Genomic DNA, 19,681 nt, shown 5'->3' on the forward strand with positions numbered 1-19,681 from the left:
AACAACATGAAGAACAACGATACGACAATGACGAAGAGTTGGTTGGTGTTTGCTGGGTATTTCGGATATGTGATGGTGCTTTTCTACCTAGTTCTAGGCCTTGGATTTATGTTAACAAACATTTTCCAAGAGTTTATTTCTACAGGTAATCTGCGTACTGCACTTGGAATTCTTCTAATTCTTTACTCTATTTTTAGAGCTTATAGGATTTATAAAAAAGTAAAGGAGATTAAAGATGAAAACAAGTAACATTTTCGTTACCCTACTTTTCTTATCAAGTATCGTATTACTTCAAAGCTGCGGGGGGTCTTCCACTAAGGAAGATTCCCCTACTAGCGGCTTGGCCACAATCTATGTTGACCAAACCTTCGAACCGATTATTTCGGAAGAAATTGAAGTTTTTGAAGGTATTTACCCCAAAGCAAAGGTGTCTGCAAAGTTTGTCTCGGAAATCGATGCTATGAATGCCTTGCTGAAAGATTCAACTCGCCTAATTATTAGCACTCGCTTGCTAACTGAAAGGGAAAAGGCTGCACTCCAACAAAAAAAGTTAGTTCCACGCATTTCGAAAATTGCAACCGATGGCATTGCGCTAATCATCAACCGCCAGAATAAGGATAGCCTTATTTCGGTTGATCAGATCCGTCAGTTGCTAACGGGTGGAATTACTAACTGGAACCAAATTGCCAGCGGATCGGGACTTGGGAAAGTGAAGATTATCTTCGACAACCAAAACTCTAGCACAGTCCGTTACCTTCTCGACTCACTTTGTGAAGGTAAAAGTCTATCGGCCCAGATTTCTGCACTTAGCAAAAATGAGGAGGTTATTAATTACGTTGCAAAAAATCCAAATGCTATTGGGATCATTGGTGTTAATTGGATTAGCAACCGAAATAATGCCCAATGCATGGGCTTCCTTGATCGGATAAGAGTAATGGCTGTTTCGTACGCCAAAAATCCAACCTCCGACAACAGCTACCAACCCTACCAAGCTTACTTGGCAACCAAGGACTATCCGCTTAGTAGGATCATCTATTCCATTGCTACCGATCCTAGCTCTGGTGTACCAACAGGATTTGCCTCATTCCTATCCAGCGATAGGGGGCAGCGCATCATCCTTAAGTCTGGATTAGTTCCAGCAACACAACCCTTAAGGGTTGTAAAAGTAAGCAATGACTATCCATTGTAAATAAATAACCATGAAAGCAAAAAGATATTTACTTACTCTTGCAGTTGTAGCAGTCCTATGTGGAACTAGCGCTATGGCACAAGACTTTACGAAAGGTCTTCTTTACTTTAACGATGGAAACTTCGTTCTAGCAAAAAAATATCTTCTAAAAGAACTCAACGGAGCAAACAAAGATCAAGCCTACTATCTTCTAGGCAAAAATTACCAAAATCAGGGAATTAAAGACTCTGCTGCCATATACTATCAAAAGGGACTAGAGGTTAATCCTGAGAATGCATTTGCCTATGTAGGATTGGGTGAAATAGCCTTATCTAGCGGAGATACAAAGACGGCTGAGACTAACTTTAAGAAGGCTAAGTCTATTAGTTCCGAAAAAAAGAATCCTGCTCTCTGGATGGCCATCTATGCTGCTTACATGAACCAAGCAACCCCCAATGTCGAAGATGCCAACGATTATCTTAATAAAGCAAAAAGCATAAATAAGAACTTTGCAGGCATCTATATCACCGAAGGAGATATTCTTTTAAATCAAAAGAAGATCGGTGAAGCAGCAACCAAATACGAAACTGCCATCTACTACGATAAGGCGAGCAAAGAGGCTTTCCTTAAGCTTGGGAGAATCTACGTTAAGAGTGGGAACTACCAACAATCGTTGGATGCTTTCAATAACCTTTACCAGCTAGATTCGACCTACTTCCCTGTTCACAAAGAGCGTGGAGAGGTTTACTACGCACAGGGCAAATTTGCTGATGCTGAAAAATCATATGCAAAATTTTTTGCTGCTGGAGAACCTTCATACAACGATCTAGTTCGTTATGCACTTATCTTATTCTTCAACAAGGACTACAACAAATCACTAGAAATAGTAAAGCAGGCTCAGGCATTAAATCCTACGAGTCCAGTTGCTAACAGAGTTTTAGCCTACAACTTATTCGAAACTAAAGACTATGCAAATGGTGTAAAGGTAATGGAGCAGTTCTTGGCTAATGCGAAACCGGATGATATTCTGCAAAGTGATAACGAGTACTATGCAAGATTACTTTCGGGCGCTGGGAATGATTCACTTGCCATAACATACTTTGGGAAGGCAATTACTCCTAAAAATAGGATTGCTATGACGCGCGAAATCCAATCCTTGTATCAGAAAATGAAGAGGTATGATAAGTCTGCAGATATATTCGAACAGTTATATGGTGAAAAGGCTAATCTTAGCCCATCGGGTTACTTCGAATGGGCAAAAGAAAACTACTATGCAGGTAATAGCGAGAAGTTAGACTCGTTGACTAAAGTAGCGTACTTACATAAGGCTGATAGCTTATTTTCAATTTTCACTGAGAAGCAACCTGACAGTTACCTAGGTTACATTTATAGAGCGCGAGTAAATTCATCTTTTGACCCAACAAGTACTCAAGGTTTAGCGAAACCTTATTATGAAAAAGTTATAGAAATTCTTGAACCAAAAGGTGAACCAAAACTCGATCCTGCAAAAGTTGAAAGGAAAAGAGAGTTAGCTGAAGCATACCTCTATATTGGATATCAGTATTACCTGAAAAATGATATGGCTAACTTTAAAGCCTCCTTTGGAAAAGTACTCTTACTTGATCCTACTAATGATAAGGCAAAAGCAGCCTTATCTGGATTAAAGTAATGTTTTCATGGTCGCACAGGTCATATGATAGTTATGACCTGTGCCTTTTTTAATTATAATCACTTGCAATGAAAGGTTTCGAAATGTTAGCGGCCCAGGTTCCTGCTGCCGTAGCAAACGGTAACTACTTCGATATTATTATCAAAGGAGGATGGATTCTTATCCCCATAGCACTACTTTCACTAGTTGCCATCTTCGTTATTTTTGACAGATTTGTGGTTATTCATGGCGCAAGTAAAGAGGATAGTTTGCTAATAAAAGAGGTGAAAAATTACATCTCGGATGGCAAATCAAACTCAGCACTAATCTATTGCCAAAAAAATAATCAACCACTATCGCAGCTAATTGGAGAGGGTATCCGTTACATGGATTACTCGATTGAAGATATTCGCGAAGCGATGGAAGCAAAGTCGAGAGAAGTTCTCCTTTACCTTGAAAATAGAATGAACCTGCTTGCTTTGGTTGCATCTATTGCCCCAATGCTTGGGTTCTTAGGAACGATCATGGGGGTTATCAAGATATTTTACACCATTTCGATAACCGACAACTTGAGCATTGGAACTATTTCCGATGGTCTTTACCAGAAAATGATTTGTTCGGCAGCTGGGTTGCTAGTTGGTATTATTGCTTTTATTGGCTACCACTTGTTAAATAACAGGATAGACAAAATTGCCGCCAATATGGAGAAAACTGGAAATGAATTCATTTTCTTCCTTAAGCGCGGGAAATAGCTAAACGAAAAATTTTATATAATGAAAGTTGAAAGAAGTAAACGTGGTAACGCTGTAGATGTTTACACCGCATCGCTTAGCGATATTATGTTCTTCCTCCTGCTATTTTTCTTGATTATTTCCACGCTGGTTAATCCTTCTGTTATTAAGTTGTTGCTACCAAAAACGCAATATGCTGAACAGATTACGGCAGAAAAGAACATAAACATTAGCATAACAAAGGATTTGCAGTACTACTACAACGACAAACCTATTTCATTTCAAGAAATTGAATCTCAACTCCAAAGTGAATTAACCGATAAGAAAGTAAATCTTACAGTTATCCTTAGAGCGGACAACTCGATTCCACTTCAAAATGTGGTAGATATAGTTGGAATTGGCAATAAGTTAAAAGTCAAGGTAGTGCTATCGGCGCTTAAAAATTAAGAACTCAAGGATTTTTATCTGCTTACATTCAAAAAGGGGGCTGTCCAAAAAAACATTGGGCAGCCTCTTTTTTTGCCTTTTTTATTCCCATCCCTGTCTGAAAACGAATTCAAGTATTCCATTTTTCAGATGATGGGCGGACTTTTTTATAGACAAACTCTTTTTGGGATCTATAATGAGTTGGGGGGCGCTAGTTATGGCCGCTTGTCAGTGAATATATTCAAACACTTTGAGGTTGTTTACCACCTTCTGCTCACTCCATTAATTTTCACTCGGGCGATTCATGCTCAGGTCTTTATGGATTCTATTCGCTGTAATAGTTGCTAGGCTCTATTTTATCTTAATTAAGATCGCTCAATGGAAACTGAGCAGTAATCCGAGAAGGATTGAATTCGTATAACCCCATTTGCAATATGGGGAAATTATCACCATGAGCCTATAACCGCGAAACAGTTGAATTCTGAGCTGGAGTTAGGACTTTTCCATCTAAAACGTATAGAGCCATTTTTTACCCCTTTAAGTCATATGCTACAAATGGTAACGAGTCATTCTACTTTGTTCACAAATTTGCACAGCCACTAGTTATTTTAAAAACCATTGACTCCTAGTCTGTTGAATTATCACAACACGCAAAGTTAACAAGTTTGATATAATGTTAACCATTTAATTATGTTATTTAAATAACAATATTATCTATCATTCAATCATACCTTTTGCCAAACAAATAAGCGTTAAATCGTGAATATATTATGGCTAAAATAAAGCATATTAATGTATTGCAAAACAGAATAAACCATCTAATTTTGCGCCGATTGTAAAAAGTCAAGACCTTATTACGAATCACCACCCTATGCTAATGTGAGCAGTGCTGTTGGGTTATACCATTTTTTTACCTCTTTGAATGCAATTAAAACAAGTTATTATCAGCGGTTTAACTTGTAAGAATGCTACAAGGAGCTTGGGAAGCGGATCAATAGGTTTTGCACAATAATTTCAACACTATAATAAGGCTTATATATGGGAAGTGTATCGCTCCTTTTGCTAATGCTCTGCGGATTATTTTTCGCGACATTGGCTATTGGGCTGGGTAAAGCAATGTCGGTTAAAAAAACGAACCCTTTAAAGGGTGAAGTTTACGAATGCGGAGTCCAAACCGAGGGTGTCACATGGGTTCAATTCCATGTTGGCTACTACCTCTTTGCCCTTGTCTTTTTGCTCTTCGATGTCGAGATTGCCTTTATGTATCCTTGGGCTGCGGCTTTTAAGGTTGTAGGCATTGCAGCACTCGTTGAGATGCTATTTTTTGTGCTCGTATTGTTCCTTGGGCTGCTGTATGCCTATAAAAAGAAAGCGCTACAATGGATTTAACTCAGAAACCTGATTTCCCTGGAGAAATTTATTCCGACGAAACAGGAAACACTAACTTTTTGGTTACTACAGTTGACAAATTATTCAACTGGGCCCGCAGCAACTCGCTCTGGCCGCTCGGCTTTGGTACAAGTTGTTGTGCAATTGAAATGATGTCGGCAGCATCTGCTAAGTACGACTGGTCTCGTTTCGGTTTTGAGGTAGCTCGCTACTCACCTCGTCAGGCAGACCTTATTCTTGTTGCAGGAACCATCACCTACAAGATGGCACCCGTTCTAAAGAGACTTTATGATCAAATGGCAGAGCCCAAGTATGTAATTGCTATGGGTTCTTGTACCATAACTGGTGGTCCATTCTTCTACAACTCTTACTCGGTTGTAAAGGGAGTTGAAAATGTAATTCCTGTTGATGTTTATATTCCAGGATGTCCACCACGCCCCGAAGCTCTTATAGAGGGAATGATGGCCCTACAGGCTAAGATCAAGAAGGGTAGAGCCTACATTATTGATAAACCCAAAAAGGAACAGGAAGATGAGTAGAGAAGAATTGAAAGGCTACCTTACCAATACGTTTCCACAGTGCACTGTAGAGGAAACTTTTGATTTTCCACTACTATGGGTTTCTAAGGAAGATATCACAAGCGTGCTTACTCGTCTGAAAGATGATGAGGCTACACAGCTTAACTTCCTAATGTGCCAAACAGCCGTAGATCGTAAAACTTACTTTGAAGTCGTTTACCATTTACACTCCTACTCTCTTAAGCACGAAATGGTAGTTAAGGTAAAACTTGCAGACCGTGACAATGCAGAGATTGACTCTGCTGCTTCGCTTTGGGCTGGAGCCGAGTTCTTTGAGAATGAGATGTACGACCTATTCGGCATTCGTTTTAAGGGACATCCATACCTTCGCCGTTTTATCCTTGGAGAGGATTGGCCAGGGTATCCACTACGCAAAGATTATACTGACGAAAATATGATATCGCTGTAATCCTATGGAAATTGTTAAAAACTTTTCAGAGTCTGAGGACGAGCAAAGCTTTGTCATCAACGTTGGTCCACAGCACCCCTCTACACACGGTGTGCTTCACCTTAAAATGAGACTCAATGGCGAAACAGTAATTGATGTTGAGCCAAACTTGGGATATATCCACCGCGGTATCGAAAAGATGAATGAAGCGCTTACCTATAAGCAATGCATTCACCTGACCAGCCGAATGGACTACCTCTCCGCTCACATTAACAACCAAGCTGTTTCGCTTGCCGTTGAAAAGGGTATGCAAATTGAGGTGCCTGAACGTGCAAAAGCCATTCGTATTATTATGGCAGAGCTGCAGCGCCTTGCATCGCACCAAATATTCTATGCCAGTATAGGTTTGGATATGGGTGCATACACACCCTACTTCCTTGGATTCCGTGAGCGCGAAACTATCCTCGAAATTTTTGAAGAAACTACTGGGAATCGTCTTGCCATGAGCTACATTACTCCTGGCGGCGTGCTTCAGGACCTTCACCCCAACTTCGTAGCAGACGTTAAGAAGTGGATTGCCCAATTCAAGAAGAACCTTCCAGAGTTTCACCAGCTATTTACAGGTAACGTAATTGTGCAAAGCCGCCTAAAGAACATTGGCAAGCTAAGCATAGAAGATGCTATCAACTTTGGCGCATGTGGTCCAGTGGCACGTGCATCGGGTTTGGCGTGCGATGTTCGTAAACGTTTCCCTTACGATGGCTACGAAAAACTTCAGTTCGACGAGATTATCTACAACGGTGGAGATTGCTGGGATCGTTACATGGTTCGCATGGACGAGATGGTTCAGTCCGTTCACATCATCGAGCAGCTAATCGACAACATTCCATCCGGTCCATATCGCGAGAAGCTGAAGGGTGTACCTAAAGTTCCAGAGGGCGAATACTACCAACGTGTAGAAACTGCTCGTGGTGAACTAGGCGTATACTTGGTGAGCGATGGTGGTGCTAAGCCTTACCGCTTAAAGTACCGTACTCCAAACTTTGCCAATTTGAGCGCATTGCGTTCGATGTTTATTGGCCAAAAGATTGGTGATATGATTGCTATCATGGCAACGCTCGACTTAATTATCCCAGATATTGACAGGTAATCTATACAACGATGTTACTAACAATCACACTAGCTGATATCATCCATTCGATAGATACTTGGCTCAACCAAGTCCTAAGTCCCAACCTCGCGTTTGCCGCTGAGTTGGTTATGGGAGGATTGGCCATTATTTGTTTGATATTAATTATGGCTATCATACAGGTTTACGCCGAGCGTAAGATAGCTGGTTTTATGCAGCTACGCTACGGTCCAAACCGTGTAGGTAAATGGGGAACCCTTCAGCTTTTTGCCGATGTGCTTAAGCTATTCTCGAAGGAGGTTCTTATGCCAAAGAGTGCGGATAAACTGATGTTTTCCATTGCTCCATACATTGTTACCGTAGTTAGCTTTATGGCTCTTCTACCCATGGCGTATGCTCCAGGCGTTCAGTTCTGGGACATCAACATTGGGGTATTCTACGTTTCATCCATCAGCTCGCTAGCTGTTATTGGTATTCTGATGGCAGGTTGGGCTTCGAACAATAAGTATTCGCTGCTTGGTGCAATGCGCTGCGGTGCTCAGATTGTGAGCTACGAGCTGTCAGCTGGTCTTTCGCTGATTACCATTGTACTTATGACGGGTAGCCTTAGCGTAAACGATATCATAGCGAGCCAAGGCGATCTTTGGTGGATCTTCAAGGGGCATATTCCTGCAATCGTAGCATTTGTGGTGTACATCATTGCAAGTACTGCCGAGCTGAACCGTACCCCATTCGACCTTGCTGAGGCTGAACAAGAGCTAACGGCAGGATTCCATACCGAGTATTCAGGTATGAGGTTCGCCATGTTCTTCCTTTCGGACTACAGCAACATGTTCGTAACCTCGATGTTGGCCACAACCGTATTCCTTGGGGGATGGATGCCATTCCATATTCCTGGGCTTGATGGGTTCAACCATGTGATGGATTTCATTCCAGGTGTAGTTTGGTTCTTCGGGAAAACTCTCGGATTCATTATTCTATTTATGTGGTTCCGCTGGACATTCCCTCGTCTCCGCATCGACCAGCTGCTAAAACTAGAGTGGAAGTATCTGCTACCTGTTAGCATCATCAACATGATAGTTGCTGCTGTAATTACGCTTATGAACTGGCTACTATAACCCGTACAACAATGAGACGCATATTTAACTTTTATAAATCCATATTCCTTGCCATTCGTTCGCTTTGGAATGGAATGAAGCTTACGGGCTACTACAGTACGCACCCAAAGATGTGGCTCGTGCAGCCATATCCCGAAAACCGCGACACGCTGGTAATTCCTAGTCGCTTTAAAGGGAATCTAACGCTTAAGCACGATGCTGAAAACTTCCATGCTTGTACCGCCTGCGGCATTTGTGAGATAAACTGCCCCAACGGAACCATCAAGATTATATCTGCGATGGAAGAGCAGGAGGACGGCAAGAAGAAAAAGGTACTAGACAAGTGGCAATACCACATGGGTCTTTGCACCTTCTGCGGATTATGCGTAGATGCATGCCCAAGCGAAGCCATCGAATTTGAAAATACCTTCGAACATGCCGCATACAAGAGTACTACACTTAACAAGGTGCTCAACAAACCAGGTTCAAAACTTAAACCAGCCGTAAAATGAGCGCAGAAATCGTAATATTTTACATCTTGGCGCTAATGGCGGTTGCTTTTGGTGCCTTAACTGTGTTTTCTCGAATGATATTCCGCTCGGCAATATACCTGCTATTTTGTATGGTGAGCATTGCTGGACTTTACTTCCTAATGAGCATGGAATTTATTGCGGGTCTCCAGATTCTTATCTACGTAGGAGGTATTATTGTACTTATTATCTTCTCGATATTCCTTACCCACAAGTCGGGACAGAAGTTGCCAGCGAGCAAACGCAGCAACCTTATTTGGGGTGGACTACTTGGTGTAGCAGGCCTAGCGCTAACCCTTGGCGTGCTGTTTACACATGCGTTTCCACAAACCAGCCAGGTAGCTGTTGATGCATCGGTAAAGACCATTGGTATACAAATGCTCGACTACACAAACCACGGCTACGCATTGTTCTTCGAGGTGATAAGCTTCCTGCTTCTTGCCGCGCTAGTTGGTAGCATTGCCATCGCCATAAAAGATAAAAAGGAGTAAGAAATGGAACAAATTCCAATAACACACTTTCTGGTGCTTAGCACCTTGCTGTTCTTTATCGGGATTTTTGGCTTCTTTACCCGTCGCAACATGATTACCATGTTGATGTCGGTGGAGCTAATTCTCAACAGCGTTAACATCAACTTTATTGCGTTTAACAAGTATCTATATCCTAATCAGCTCGAAGGGGTTTTCTTCACCCTTTTCGTAATTGCCATTGCGGCAGCCGAGGTTACGGTGGCTATCGCCATCATCATCAACCTCTACCGCAAGTTTAATACGGTTGACATGGATGAGGCTGATACCCTAAAACACTAAGCTATGAATTTGGATATTGCAGCAATACTTATTCCGCTACTTCCGCTACTCAGCTTTGTGGTGATTGGCCTTTCGGGCAAGCATATGGGGCAAAAGATGGGCGGCATTATTGCCACCACTGCTATATTGGCCTCGTTGGCACTTTCGCTAGTAATAGCGAAGCAGTACTTCTTCGATTTTGGTAAGGTAAACGGTGTTTACCTACCTCACATAGCGCTTAACACGCAATGGCTTGTATTCAACAGCTCGTTGAGCATTAACTTCGGAGCGATTCTCGATCCTATTTCGGTGATGATGCTCGTTGTAGTTACCGCCGTTTCGTCGATGGTACACATCTACAGCGTTGGGTACATGCATGGCGAAGAGCGTTACAAGAACTACTACTCGTACCTATCGCTCTTCTCGTTCTCGATGCTAGGATTGGTACTTTCGATCAACATCTTCCAGATGTACATCTTCTGGGAGCTTGTGGGGGTATCATCGTTCCTACTTATCGGATTCTACTTTACCAAACAGTCGGCTATTGCCGCTGCCAAGAAGGCGTTTATCGTAACCCGCTTTGCCGACCTAGGTTTCCTTATCGGTATTCTGGTTATTGGTTTTGGTGCTGATTCGTTCAACATCTCAACCATTATAGAGCGCTTAACCACCACCGGTTCTATCCAGATGCTCGGAATGAAGGGAATCACCTTCCTAGGACTTTCGTCGCTCTCTTGGGGTATGCTTTTGGTGTTTGCAGGTGCAGCCGGTAAGTCGGCCATGTTCCCATTACACATTTGGCTACCCGATGCTATGGAAGGTCCAACTCCAGTGTCGGCACTTATCCACGCCGCTACCATGGTTGTTGCCGGTGTTTACCTTGTTGCCCGTTTGTTCCCTATCTACTCCATCTCGGCACCCGAAATACTACATTTCATTGCCTACGTTGGTGTATTTACGGCAGTGTTTGCGGCAATCATCGCCACAACGCAGAACGACATCAAGCGCGTGCTTGCCTTCTCTACTCTATCGCAAATTGGCTACATGATGTTTGCCATTGGCGTTGCAGGTTGGGGAGCAGAGCAGAGCGAAGGTTTCACCGCATCAATGTTCCACCTATTTACCCACGCGTTCTTTAAGGCGCTACTGTTCTTGGGTGCTGGTGTGATAATCCATGCCATCCACAGCAACGATATGCAGGATATGGGCGGGTTGCGCAAGATGCTTCCTATTACCCACATCACCTTCCTTATCGCGTGCTTGGCTATTGCAGGTATTCCTCCATTTGCCGGGTTCTTTAGTAAGGAAGCCATCCTAAGTTCAGCATACCAAGCCGACAAGCTCATCTTTGTGCTAGGCGTATTTGCTAGTGGTCTTACTGCATTCTACATGTTCCGTCTTTACTTCAACATATTCTGGAGTAAGCCTGCCGACGAACACCACAACCACGAGAAGGGTGCTGGATTTATGACAATCCCACTTATCATCTTGGCTTTTGGTGCCGTATTTGCCGGACTCATTCCATTTGGCGAATATGTATCAGCTGATGGTAAGCCAATCGAGCTAGTAGTTCACCTTGGATTCTCGATACTTCCAGTAGCAATTGCTGTTATCGGTATCGTTATTGCCTACGTGCTTTACTTCAAGAAGAACGATCGTTCTGACAAACTTGCCGCATCGCTTAACGGCATCTACAAAACGGTATACAACAAGTTCTATATCGATGAGATTTACCTCTTCGTAACCAAGAAGATTATCTTCCGCCTTATCGGATATCCCGCTGCATGGTTCGACCGCAACGTTGTTGATGGCGCTGTTCAGCAATCGGGACTTGTTGCCGAGAAGTTGTCAGGCAGCATCAAGCAAATGCAGTCGGGTAAGCTACAAGGCTACACCATGTACTTCCTTGGAGGTATTATTGTGCTTGCCGCACTTCTAATCTTTAAATTCTTGTAACCATGAGCGTGTTAATATACCTTCTACTAATACCACTGGCAACATCGCTGCTGCTGCTTGTACCCAAAAAGGGTATCGCCACCAAGCAAATTGCGCTAGTAGGTAGCATCATTCAACTAGGGTTTGCCTCATGGCTTACCGTTCACTACATTTCGCTACGCGCTGCAGGCGAAAAGGCTCAGATGCTCTTTACCCAAACCTTTTCGTGGTTTGCTCCGCTACACATCAACTTCACGATGGGTGTAGATGGAATTGGCCTTGCCATGATTATGCTTACCTCTATGGTAGTGGTTGCCGGCGTGCTAATTTCGTGGAAGATCGAAAGTCGAATTAAGATGTTCTTCTTCCTGCTCACCTTCCTAAGCGTTGGTGCATACGGATTCTTCGTTTCGCTCGACCTATTTATGATGTTCTTCTTCCTGGAACTTGCCGTTATTCCTAAATACCTTTTGATTGGCGTTTGGGGTACTGGAAACAAGGAAAAGAACGCAATGAAGCTGGCTCTTATGCTTATGGCAGGTTCGGCAGTTGTATTCCTTGGAATGATTGGCTTATACCTTGCTTCGGGATGGTACTTTGGTAACAACACCTGGGATCTGCAAACTCTTGCAACCATGAACTTCCCACTGGCGGTTCAGATTCCTATCTACCTGCTTACCTTTATTGGGTTTGGCGTATTTACCGCCATGTTCCCATTCCATACTTGGGCACCCGATGGTCACTCGTCGGCGCCTACCGCTGCTTCGATGTTCCTTGCAGGTATCTCGATGAAGTTGGGTGGATATGGAGCACTTCGCGTTGCCACCTACCTACTTCCTGGTGCTGCGGTTCAATACTCTTGGATCTTTATCGTGCTGGCTGCAATTGCCATCCTTTACGGTGCATTTGCAACGCTTATGCAGCGCGACCTTAAGTATATGAACGCATACTCGTCGGTATCGCACTGTGGATTCGTAGTTCTTGGTATTGCCGTTGTAACCCAGGTGGGAATGACCGGTGCTGTAATGCAAATGGTATCGCACGGTATTATGACAGCCCTCTTCTTTGCCGCCATTGGCATGATTTACGAACGTACTCACACCCGTATGGCCGACGAATTGGGCGGTATCCTTACCCAAATCCCATTCATTGGTACGGCATTCATCATTGCTGGTCTTTGCTCGCTAGGTCTTCCTGGATTTAGCGGTTTCGTATCGGAAATGACCGTGTTTGTTGGATCGTGGGCCCGTGCAGGTGTCTTCTATAAGGTTGCCACCATTCTTGCTGCATCATCAATTGTTGTTACCGCAGTGTATATCCTCCGCGCAGTTGGCTTCGCCATTTGGGGAACCATTAAGAACGTAGAGTTTAAGCAGCTTACCGATGCAACATGGAACGAACGTTTTGCAGTTATCCTTCTTGTAGCAGGTATCGTATTTATTGGTACGATGCCTTACTGGCTAACCGACCTGATTAGCCCAGATGTGCAGGAGATTGCTAAACGCCTAGTATTATAACCCGAAAATTGAACGAGATGCTTCTTCAATATTTTACGCTATTGCGCTTCGAGTGGATGATTTCGTTAATCATCATAGCGCTGTTTATATTAAACCTTAACGGCTTCGATAAGAAGGCTAACTCCTTTCTTAACGTGGTTAACGTGCTGCTGTTGGCCAACTTCGTTGTAGGCTTCTTGCCTATGATGAATGGACACCTTTTCGATAACTTCTTTAGAACTAGCGGACTTATTGCCCTCGAGAAGAATGTCCTGAACATCGGGCTTCTGCTAATCTCGCTCTCGGCTTCCAGATGGCTGAAGACGTTCGATAACCGATGCGAGTTCTACATGCTGATGCTTTCGAGCGTTCTTGGTATGTTTGTAATGATTTCGAGCGGTCACGTACTAGCCCTTTACATCGGTCTAGAGCTTACCAGCATTCCTGTTGCTGCTCTTGCTGCCCTTCAAACCGATAGCAAGAAGTCGTCGGAAGCAGGTATCAAGTATATCATGAACTCGGCATTCTCTTCGGGAATCACCCTGTTTGGTATTTCGCTTCTTTACGGTGCCGTTGGATCGCTTGGTTTCAACGAAATCATTGCCAGCATTCAGCAGCCAAACGCGCTTATCCTTCTTTCGTTTGTGCTTATCCTAAGCGGATTTGGCTTTAAGATGTCGATGGTGCCATTCCACCTGTGGACTGCCGATGTGTACGAGGGTGCACCTACCCCCGTTACCAACTTCCTTTCGGTACTATCGAAGGGTGCTGTAGTATTCATCTTCCTTACCGTGCTTTACCAGGTGTTTGGTGCGCTAAAGGAGGAGTGGCTCTACGCCATCAGCATTCTTGCTGCTATTACCATGACGGTTGGTAACCTGTTTGCCATGCGCCAAACCAACCTTAAGCGATTCCTTGCCTTCTCGTCGATTTCGCAGGTGGGCTTCGTGCTTGTTGGTATTGCCGGTGCCTCGCAAATTGGTATGGACTCGGCCATCTACTTCATCATCATTTACCTGTTCAGCAACATCGCCCTTTTCAGCGTTGTTGGCGCTATTGGCGAGGCAACTGGCAAGGAAGATATCAACAGCTACAAGGGGCTATTCAAAACTAACCCCTTCTACGCGCTGGTATTCGCCATTGCACTGTTCTCGCTTGCTGGTGTTCCTCCAACCGCAGGGTTCTTTGGTAAGTTCTTCCTAATTACCTCGGGTCTTGGATCGCAGCTTTACATTCTGCTCGCTATTGCTACCGTTAACATGGTGCTATCGCTGTACAACTACCTACGCGTGGTAAGGGCAATTGTAATTAGCGCACCCGACGAGGAATCGGTACCAACCATAAAGGGTTCGAAGCTTACCGCTACCGTGCTGGTTGTTTGTACTATTGCCATTATTTCGCTAGGCTTTATTGGTTCGCTGTACAAGCTTATCGATGTACTTGGCTCGGCAATCTAGGAGGGAATAGGGAGTAGGGAGTAGGGAATAGGGTAGGATGCTACCGCTGTTCGCTGCAACCAAAGTCTTGTTACTTGTGTCTTGATACTAAAAAAGAAAAAACATGGCATTAAATACACACCATACCGTAGCGGAGCTCAAGGGAGTTCGCTGCTCGATTGTTGAGAAGGGCATTACGCCCGACCGTGCCAGCCATATCAGCGAGATTCTTGCCGCTAGCGGCTTCGAGGTGGTTAGCGAGGAGCAGGATGGCAAGGTTACCGTGGGGGTTACCGATATTCTTTTCGACCCCGTAATGGCAGCCTACAACCACTACTTGAAAACCAAGGATGGAAAGGTGGTTACACCCGTCATCTGGTTCCACAACGACAGCCAATACAAGGGGCTGTACTGGTTGAGACGATAAGCATTGCCTTATTCCAAATAAAGAGCCGCAGTAGTATTACTGCGGCTCTTGTTTTTTCTATTCTCTTGTTTGCTCTGTTTGTCGAGACAATTCATCCCTGAATAGGGTGGTTATTCCATGGCTTTACTAGCGATGGGCTACCCCCATCGCTGCTGTATATCGCCCTTTCAGGGCTAGAAGTTGCATTAGTAGTAGGCTGTAAACTTTGCTAGATTAAGCGTAGCGAGGATGGTATGCTTAGATGAGTCACTTGGGTAGACTAGTATCAATTCCAGTGATCTCATCTCCTTTTTCTCATGCTAAGCGTAGGCTCTGCCTACGCTTTTTACCTCTCGGCCTCCGGCCATAAACCTACAGGCTAGAAGCCTTGGTTACTTGAGCGTAGCGAGGACGCTCATAGCCGACAGACCAAGAAATAAAGGATTCTTCTAGTACGACCCGTATCGGGTCGGTATGGTTGCCAAGCGTCTATCTACAAACCTTAAATCCCTCTGGGATTATTCGAACGAAAGCATAATGCCATAGGCATTAAAGGTTTGTAGATAGGGGAATCATCCTGGAACCACGACTCTGGAGGAGTCGAACATTATGGATTAAACCTTAGCCTGACGGCTATGAGCGAGGACGCTACGCTTAGCTTGGGGGGAGTAAAGCGCATCTTGTTCCTTTATTTGGCAGCCTGTTGTCATGCTAGTAGAATTGCAATAATCGTTTAATGGCGGTTACAAACCGCTACTTAAGTTCGACGGAATTGCAAATTCCGCCGAGCCTCGTGCGTTTATTTAGACTTCGGTTAGCGAGGACTGTAAGCTACCGTTTACTACTTCACCCCTTGTTGACTATACCGTGTGTTAGCGTTTCGGTGTTTATTTTCTTTGTTTCAACACAATATCATTTTGTAAAGAGTCACACTTGAATCTAATCCAATTATCTCCATAGTGGAATGACTGTATTTTCAATTCATTTGTAAAGCAAAACTGAATAACCTCACCTTTATAACTCTTATTTTCTTTTGTCCTAACAATAGGAGTAATTTCAATAAGCGCTTCTGGTATTTTTGATGTATCCTTATCCAGATATGGATGAAGTTCTCTATTATATTTTCTTATAAATCTCTGGCTAATATGTATATTACTTATATAAGGTTTCCAATTATTGTTTCCTTTTAACTCTCCTTTTACTGTATAACTTATCAAAGAATAGTTGTTGAATAAATTAAGTTTGCTTTCGACGATTTTCACTGTAAAGTTGTCAATTTTCAACTCATCTTGAAAAGCCCACCAACCAATATCGGTAACAGTCTCTATTTGATTTCTGGGTTCTCTCGGTAGTAATTCCCCAATTATTAGTGAGGAAAGTAGTCTATTTCTAAAAACAAAGCCTGTTATAAGCAATGTTATCAATACAATAACGATTCCATATACAACTTTTCTTCTTTTCATAGAGAACCTTGTTTGTCATTATTACACTGAACGCTAACTAGTTTATATATGCAATGAAGCTACCTAATATATCCTTGTTCGGCTGAGGCTATTGCCTCATCCGAATCTATTCTGCATGCTATAGCCTGCAATGATAGAACTAACGAAGACTGGAGCCTTCGTCGAACGAGGCTTGTATTTTCATAATTTTATGTCATCTATCATCCAAACATTTCCCCCGATAGCCGTAGTCCAATTCAGCGCTCAAGGCTAGGCGAAGTTTTTAACTTCGACTTTGCTAAGTAGCGGTCTATAGACCGCGATTAATAAGTTATCCACGGTAAGTCTATTTGTACTACATCCAAAACACCGTCCAAACCTGCGTAGCTTCGAGCGCTTGAATATAGGTAATCTTCTGGCTTTGTAACTAAACCCGCACGTACCGGATTATCATGTAAGTACGCTAGCTTCTCGCGAATAAAATCTGCCGAGTAAAGGTGTACTGCATGGTTTTCGTGTGTTCATAGCTGATAATGATCATTTCTACCGTGACGGCTGGCGGCAAACTCGAAGCGGTTGAGCATCCATTCGCGACGGCTTTCTATACCTTCGGTTACTTGCTGTAGGATAGCCTTGCTCGTAAACTTCTTAAAATCGCGAAGCGTTGCGCTTAACTCGCTTGTACCGCTGTTAGCATTTAAATGCACGTGGTTCGACATGATAACGAAGGCAAATACTTGCAGGTTCTTGTTTAGCTGGCAATAGTTCAGGCTATCTACCACAATATCGCGGTAGCATTGGCGAGTAAACACATCTACCCAGTCTACCACCTGTAGCGTTAGGTAGTAAAGCGCATCTTGTTCCTTTATTTGGTAGCCTGTTGTCATGCTAGTTGAATTGCAATAATCGTTTAATGGCGGTTACAAACCGCTACTTAAGTTCGACGGAATTGCAAATTCCGCCGAGCCTCGTGCTTTGATTAAACTACGCTGAACTGAGGGATTACGAAGCAATTTCATATCAGTTTACACCTACTTTTTTTACGAGCGACAAACGCTCGTAAACTTCTGAAACCCACATGCACTATACCATGTGTTAAGCAACGTGTTATTTTCTTTTTCCTTTTCCTACATTTAACTCTTTTGCTAAGCCATAGTGAATTATATATCTTTCATTTGTTTTTACTTTTGGTGAAATGTTGGCTATACTTCTTTCTCTATAACAAAATCTAAAAAGAGGTTCTGTTTCATAATCTTCTACATAGCAAATTATGTTTGTTTCATATAAAAACTGTAGAAAACCATCAACTGATTCAACAAATTCAGGAATGCTGTTTTTACAATTTGCTAGTAAGTATTCTTCGAATTGACGATATGCTAAAACATATTCGTCATATTTGAATTCAATCTTTCCATCAAGAAATTGAAAGAACTTTAAAAACAATTCATAATCCTCGTTTGTATAATAAAATGATAACTGGTCTCTTATCCCAGCCATAAGATATTCTGAATATTGATTTTGAAAATCATGACTATCAAAGTCAGACTCTTGAAAAGTCCAGTTTTCATTGTGATTCTTAGAAATAAAGATACTTTGTAAAATTTTTAACATCCTTACAATATCACGAGGCCTAGAATAGGATAATTGTAAAAATTTATAAAAGGAAGGATTAAATTCTCTATCAGGATGGTTTGATTTACTTTTCCAAGGAACATAATAATCCCAAGTTCTACCTTCGTCTACATTTTCAGTTTGTTGGGAGCGTAACATTCTGTCAGCAAGTTTAAACAACTCAGATTCTCTATATTCAGGATAAGTAGTTCTCCAATCAAGAAAAACCGAATTGTCTTGCAATTTATTAGTTGCATTCTGTAAACTTAATGAGTTAAATATATCTGGACGTAATAAAAGAATTACTTTAAATCTACCCTTTGAGTCTTTTATTTTTGAAAAAAAATCTGCGTTTAATGCCCAAACAGCATTTGCAAGCCCTTTTACACATTCTAGATAATCATGATAAGCTATTTCACCAGGTCTAACGTCAATGCCATCAATAAAAAGAAAATGATTTGACTTTAATTTTAAATTCGATAACGCATCCTCAAATTTTTTTTGAATATAGAGAAGATTTACTTGAAACCTTGATTCATGAAATGCTGTATTTTGCGATTGTTCAGCTCCAACTTTCAAATATTTTGAGATTAATTCCGCAGCAATTTTATTATTCTCAATAAAATCTAGTGCGTAAATTATCTCAGGAGAAAAGGCATTCATGTAGTACTCATCAATAGCTGATAATATTGATTTCATTATGTCACCTTTACTAAAAGGACTGTGGTCAAGTTCCTCTTTTTTGAGACTTTTTGAAAGAAGCAATAATAATATTACTTTCCATATACTTGTATAGTCAGAAAGTTGAAGGTGCTTTTCCTTTTTAAGTGTTACAAATTTCTGATAATCAGTTTCTCTAATGAACTTAGTTTCCGAAATAGTGTCTTTATAAACGTTGTTAGAAAGAAATACTGAATATGCAGTCTTGCCTGTGCCTTTCTCTCCAATCAGAAAGTAATTGTAATGTAGAAACAATCTATCTAGATACTTATTCTTTACAAATATTCTATTGAACAAGTCCTTGTTTGATTTCCCTTGATAGTTCTCTGCATCAATGAAACCTAAATTTAGTTCTCCTATTTTTTTCATATCCTTTAATGTTTCGATGGTCTGCTTACATGTTGCCTAACTCGTTATACATGCACCTTCATCCTCCAAAAGGTGCACATATCCACCCAATTTTGTAGTGGTATGTATACCTTTTCCGCAAAATGGGGTGCATCTACTATTTAACCGCAACCCTACCACCCCGTACAGGGCGTAAGCGAAGTGTTTTTTACTACAATGCTTACTAAAGGCCTACGATTATAAATAGGAAAGCAATGTAGCGATAATCCCCTGCCGTTATTCAACAAGAGCTACAAAAATCAAACGAACTTAAAAAAGGGGGTGCCTTGAGGCAACCTATCCATGAACAACAAAAAATTGCGTATGCCAGCTCTGTAACGAATAGGGTGGGGGCTATCGATGGTTTTGCCAGCTT

The 19,681-nt window shown here is 42.2% G+C and carries 18 protein-coding genes and 1 pseudogene; 16 read left to right on the forward strand and 3 right to left on the reverse strand.

What is annotated here, in order from left to right; all coding sequences use genetic code 11:
• The first annotated feature begins 6 nt into the window (after positions 1 to 6).
• The 16 genes and pseudogenes from ACHZA1_RS09895 to ACHZA1_RS09970 all read left to right on the forward strand — a co-directional run bounded on the left by ACHZA1_RS09895 (position 7) and on the right by ACHZA1_RS09970 (position 15,166).
• On the forward strand, positions 7 to 249 hold the full coding sequence (locus ACHZA1_RS09895; protein ID WP_320051716.1) for a hypothetical protein: 243 nt from the start codon (positions 7 to 9) through the stop codon (positions 247 to 249).
• A complete protein-coding gene (locus tag ACHZA1_RS09900) occupies positions 236 to 1,189 on the forward strand; it encodes a substrate-binding domain-containing protein (RefSeq protein WP_320051717.1) in 954 nt (317 codons plus the stop codon). Before ACHZA1_RS09895 ends, ACHZA1_RS09900 begins: the two co-directional genes overlap by 14 nt.
• Positions 1,190 to 1,199: 10 nt before the next feature.
• Entirely contained in the window at positions 1,200 to 2,837 is a 1,638-nt protein-coding gene (locus tag ACHZA1_RS09905; RefSeq protein ID WP_320051718.1) for a tetratricopeptide repeat protein, read from the forward strand.
• A gap of 68 nt (positions 2,838 to 2,905) precedes the next feature.
• Entirely contained in the window at positions 2,906 to 3,568 is a 663-nt protein-coding gene (locus ACHZA1_RS09910; RefSeq protein WP_320051719.1) for a MotA/TolQ/ExbB proton channel family protein, read from the forward strand.
• A 21-nt stretch (positions 3,569 to 3,589) separates the two neighbouring features.
• Positions 3,590 to 3,994 (forward strand): biopolymer transporter ExbD, encoded by a 405-nt coding sequence (locus ACHZA1_RS09915; protein WP_320051720.1) that lies wholly within the window; start codon positions 3,590 to 3,592, stop codon positions 3,992 to 3,994.
• 1,017 nt (positions 3,995 to 5,011) lie between these two features.
• Complete coding sequence (locus ACHZA1_RS09920) at positions 5,012 to 5,362, forward strand: NADH-quinone oxidoreductase subunit A (protein WP_320051721.1); 351 nt, start codon at positions 5,012 to 5,014, stop codon at positions 5,360 to 5,362.
• Positions 5,353 to 5,901 carry an NADH-quinone oxidoreductase subunit NuoB gene (locus ACHZA1_RS09925; protein ID WP_320051722.1) on the forward strand — a complete coding sequence of 183 codons (549 nt, stop codon included), beginning with the start codon at positions 5,353 to 5,355 and terminating at the stop codon, positions 5,899 to 5,901. The genes ACHZA1_RS09920 and ACHZA1_RS09925 overlap by 10 nt, the downstream gene beginning before the upstream one ends.
• A pseudogene (locus tag ACHZA1_RS09930) lies at positions 5,894 to 7,478 on the forward strand (NADH-quinone oxidoreductase subunit C). Before ACHZA1_RS09925 ends, ACHZA1_RS09930 begins: the two are co-directional and overlap by 8 nt.
• An 11-nt stretch (positions 7,479 to 7,489) precedes the next feature.
• On the forward strand, positions 7,490 to 8,575 hold the full coding sequence (nuoH, locus tag ACHZA1_RS09935) for an NADH-quinone oxidoreductase subunit NuoH (protein ID WP_320051725.1): 1,086 nt from the start codon (positions 7,490 to 7,492) through the stop codon (positions 8,573 to 8,575).
• A gap of 11 nt (positions 8,576 to 8,586) precedes the next feature.
• Complete coding sequence (locus ACHZA1_RS09940) at positions 8,587 to 9,066, forward strand: 4Fe-4S binding protein (RefSeq protein ID WP_320051726.1); 480 nt, start codon at positions 8,587 to 8,589, stop codon at positions 9,064 to 9,066.
• The gene (locus ACHZA1_RS09945) at positions 9,063 to 9,575 is read left to right on the forward strand and encodes an NADH-quinone oxidoreductase subunit J (protein WP_320051727.1); all 513 of its coding nucleotides are present in this window, start codon (positions 9,063 to 9,065) and stop codon (positions 9,573 to 9,575) included. Before ACHZA1_RS09940 ends, ACHZA1_RS09945 begins: the two co-directional genes overlap by 4 nt.
• Before the next feature lie 3 nt (positions 9,576 to 9,578).
• Positions 9,579 to 9,893 (forward strand): NADH-quinone oxidoreductase subunit NuoK, encoded by a 315-nt coding sequence (gene nuoK, locus ACHZA1_RS09950; protein WP_320051728.1) that lies wholly within the window; start codon positions 9,579 to 9,581, stop codon positions 9,891 to 9,893.
• Between the two features lie 3 nt (positions 9,894 to 9,896).
• Positions 9,897 to 11,828: an NADH-quinone oxidoreductase subunit L gene (gene nuoL / locus ACHZA1_RS09955; RefSeq protein WP_320051729.1), complete on the forward strand. Its 1,932-nt coding sequence runs from the start codon at positions 9,897 to 9,899 to the stop codon at positions 11,826 to 11,828.
• 2 nt (positions 11,829 to 11,830) lie between these two features.
• Positions 11,831 to 13,324 carry an NADH-quinone oxidoreductase subunit M gene (locus ACHZA1_RS09960; RefSeq protein WP_320051730.1) on the forward strand — a complete coding sequence of 498 codons (1,494 nt, stop codon included), beginning with the start codon at positions 11,831 to 11,833 and terminating at the stop codon, positions 13,322 to 13,324.
• Between the two features lie 17 nt (positions 13,325 to 13,341).
• On the forward strand, positions 13,342 to 14,760 hold the full coding sequence (locus ACHZA1_RS09965) for an NADH-quinone oxidoreductase subunit N (protein ID WP_320051731.1): 1,419 nt from the start codon (positions 13,342 to 13,344) through the stop codon (positions 14,758 to 14,760).
• Positions 14,761 to 14,863: 103 nt separating this feature from the next.
• Positions 14,864 to 15,166, forward strand: coding sequence for a hypothetical protein (locus tag ACHZA1_RS09970; protein ID WP_320051732.1), 303 nt, complete (start codon positions 14,864 to 14,866; stop codon positions 15,164 to 15,166).
• 866 nt (positions 15,167 to 16,032) lie between these two features.
• Here the strand turns inward: ACHZA1_RS09970 and ACHZA1_RS09975 are convergent.
• The 3 genes from ACHZA1_RS09975 to ACHZA1_RS09985 all read right to left on the reverse strand — a co-directional run bounded on the left by ACHZA1_RS09975 (position 16,033) and on the right by ACHZA1_RS09985 (position 19,287).
• Entirely contained in the window at positions 16,033 to 16,608 is a 576-nt protein-coding gene (locus tag ACHZA1_RS09975; protein WP_320051733.1) for a hypothetical protein, read from the reverse strand.
• A gap of 500 nt (positions 16,609 to 17,108) precedes the next feature.
• Positions 17,109 to 17,474 carry a transposase gene (locus ACHZA1_RS09980; protein ID WP_320051734.1) on the reverse strand — a complete coding sequence of 122 codons (366 nt, stop codon included), beginning with the start codon at positions 17,472 to 17,474 and terminating at the stop codon, positions 17,109 to 17,111.
• 220 nt (positions 17,475 to 17,694) lie between these two features.
• Positions 17,695 to 19,287, reverse strand: a complete 1,593-nt coding sequence (locus ACHZA1_RS09985) for a P-loop ATPase, Sll1717 family (protein WP_320051735.1) — start codon at positions 19,285 to 19,287, stop codon at positions 17,695 to 17,697.
• Positions 19,288 to 19,681 lie beyond the last annotated feature (394 nt).

Source organism: uncultured Acetobacteroides sp., assembly GCF_963667355.2.
Taxonomy (GTDB): Bacteria; Bacteroidota; Bacteroidia; order Bacteroidales; family ZOR0009; genus Acetobacteroides.